Genomic DNA, 2841 nt, shown 5'->3' with positions numbered 1-2841 from the left:
TTAATCATTTCCGCCCTATTTTTTTAACTACTTTTACAACGGTATTGGGTTTTCTTCCTATGATTCTTCTTTCCGAGCAAAATACCGATAATATATGGTACACGCTTGCTTTAACAGGTTTAGGGGGAATGATAAGTTCTTTCTTTTTTATTTTGTTTATCCTGCCATTAATTTTTTATTCTTTTCATAAAAGATGCAAAACGGTTTAAAATTTTGGATATATTTTTATCTTATAGGGAAAGCTGTTACGCCACGGCATCAAACGCATTATTTTGCCCGCAGAAAACAAACTCGTGGAGCGCGAAATGAGCAAGGAACTTTTGGAAGGTCTGGAACTGATTTTTGTGAAAGATTACGAGCAGATTTACGATTTGCTGTTTAAGACAAACTAAGCAAATTAACAACAATCCCTATTTTAACCATTGACTTTTTTCAGGATATTTGCTCCGGAGAGACTATTTAAGCAAATCATTAGTCAACAAGTTGTATCGTATTATTCCTCAGAATTTAATAGGTTATTTTTTAGTAACCATAGGGCTGCAGAATAGAGTTGAATAGATTCAGGAAGCGGCACATCAATGTCTGCCGTAAGTGTAATGATTAGCTTGTTCGAATCAGGAAACTGTTTGAAAGCCTGTTCCAACGCTCGAATTTCCCGTTGTAATGTTTTTTCATCATTTAAATTAGCGCATACTTGTATGAGTGCCTGTTGCCCGTCTGGAGATCGAGCTAAAAAGTCGACTTCATAACCATCTTTGGTACGTACATAAGTTACGGAGAACCCTCTACGTTCCAATTCGATTCGTACCACTGTTTCCAGAGCATGCCCTAAATTGAGTTTTCCTGTACGATCAAACATGGGTATTAGCCCTGGATCGACAGGATATATTTTTCTTGGATTTACCATACGCTGGCGCTCGGATGCTGATTCCATCCATGTAATCCTTATTAAAAAGCAGTCTTCAAGATAACCTAAAAGGTCATGCAAAGTATCTCGCGAAACCATCAATCCCTGGGATTTTAAAGCGGCATAAAATTTTTCGACACTAAAAAGAGCGCCAGGGTTGCCGAGAAGATGACGCACCAGCCAGCGTAAACTACTTACATTACGCACCTGATGTCTTTCTACTACATCCCGCAAAATAGCCACATCCACATAATCCGATAATAAACGAAAACGGGTTGCTGTATCCAGGTTCTGCGCCTCTGGAAATCCACCTACGATAAGGTATTTGTGCAAAGCACTTTCTAAAGCGGATCTTTCTGTACTGGTTAACAAATCAAGCCTTTCAGGAATTTCCTGCTTGTGGTGGTTTAAATATTCGTTAAAACTAAAAGGGAAAATGGGCACTTCCCAAGCTCTACCTCGCATAGCAGTGGCGATCTCCCGAGAGAGTAGTGCAGCCGATGAACCGCTAAGATAAATCTCCACCATTTCGTTATCCAGCATTCGACGAATAAATTGCTCCCAGCCAGGTACCAATTGAATTTCATCAAAACTCCAGATGACCGTTTGTTTTCCTCTAAAGGAAGGAAAACGACGATAGTACTCTTCTACTAACAATGAAAGGTGCTGAACTTTTAATCCTGCCAGCCGTTCATCTTCAAAATTAATATATGGGAGTTGTTCCTGTTTGAAGCGTTGGCGGAGTTTGTTCAGACGCACCTGATGAAGAAAATAAGTTTTCCCGGCACGACGAATCCCGACAACAGCGCTGGCCTTTCCAGGGAAGGAAATGCGGCCAAATAGCAATCTTGGCGTAAGCTTTGGTAGCGGTGTTTTCAACGAAGTAATAAGCTGTTCCACCAAACGCTCTTGCAAAAAAACAGACAAAAATGTTGAATTCATTGCTTCTCCTTTTTAAAAGGAGAAATTATTAAAAATTTCTCCTTATTTCAAGGAGAAGTTGATTTTCCTAATAGAAAGAAGCCACATTATTATTTTAAAAAGCGATTATTGCGTGAAATGAGCAAAGAACTTCTGGAAGGCCTGGAACTGATTTTTGTGAAAGACTACGAGCAGATTTACGATTTGCTGTTTAAGAAGTAAACTTTTGGTTTAGAATACTTGACTTAAAAGATCTATTACCGCCACAGCGGGATGCGAAAAATTTTGTGCTGAAGATCCTACCCCCCCGGCCCCCTTCCCTTCTTTTAATAAAGGGAAGGGGGATCAAATTGTGCCGCTTTGCTGAGTTTTACTGTGAAGTGTTAAGATATTTTTGCAATCTTTGGTGCGCTTTGTGAATTCTTTGCCTGTCCGGTGGCCAGACGGGCCTGTCAGTCTGGACAGCTGTCCAGACTGGCCCGTCCTACGGCCGGACAAGCCTGTCCCCGAAAATCGGGATTTGGAGTGGCGCTCGGCACGAAGCCTCACTGATTGTCATTTCGACCGATGCGCGGAGCGAAAGCGACCTGCAGAGCGGAGAAATCTTTCTCAGGCGTAAGGGCGAAGCATTTTCCTGAGGGTTGTTCCAATTAGCGCAACCTCTTTGTGTAAAAGTTAAATCGCTCTTGAGAAAGACTTTTCAAAAAATGCTTCGCCCTTACAAAGGTATCGAGCTAAAGCTCGAGTTACGTTTGCTTGCAAATTGTTTGCAAGTGTAAGGGATTCCTCATCCCGCTAAAGCGGGAATTCGGAATGACACACTACAAGCGGGCCTTTCCTCTTCGGAATAACTTGCCTCTTCGCAAAATAATCCGTAATTCGTAATTTTTTAATTAAAACATACCTCGCTTCACCGGACCTTCAAGGCAAGGTTCCGCCTGATCTGGAACGGACCTTCTGACTTACTTTTGGAGTAACGGCCCTTTCTCTAACAGAAAGCCAGTTATTCCATA

General features: G+C 41.5%; 3 protein-coding genes. 2 read left to right on the top strand and 1 reads right to left on the bottom strand.

Translation table 11 applies throughout. The annotated features are described in order from the left end of the window. Both ACWB0I_RS09880 and ACWB0I_RS09875 read left to right on the top strand, forming a co-directional pair. Window positions 1–209, top strand: a 209-nt coding sequence (locus ACWB0I_RS09880; protein WP_479387898.1) for an efflux RND transporter permease subunit, incomplete at its 5' end; no start/stop codon positions are given. A gap of 33 nt (window positions 210–242) precedes the next feature. Beyond that, the gene (locus ACWB0I_RS09875; RefSeq protein WP_479387899.1) at window positions 243–392 is read left to right on the top strand and encodes a S16 family serine protease; all 150 of its coding nucleotides are present in this window, start codon (window positions 243–245) and stop codon (window positions 390–392) included. Window positions 393–493: 101 nt separating this feature from the next. Here ACWB0I_RS09875 and ACWB0I_RS09870 read toward each other — a convergent pair whose 3' ends face one another. Beyond that, window positions 494–1849 (bottom strand): ATP-binding protein, encoded by a 1356-nt coding sequence (locus tag ACWB0I_RS09870; protein ID WP_479387897.1) that lies wholly within the window; start codon window positions 1847–1849, stop codon window positions 494–496. Window positions 1850–2841 lie beyond the last annotated feature (992 nt).

This window comes from Caldithrix sp., from assembly GCF_056497305.1.
Note: the sequence above shows the minus strand (reverse complement) of the source record. Positions and strands in the feature narration are given on the sequence as shown.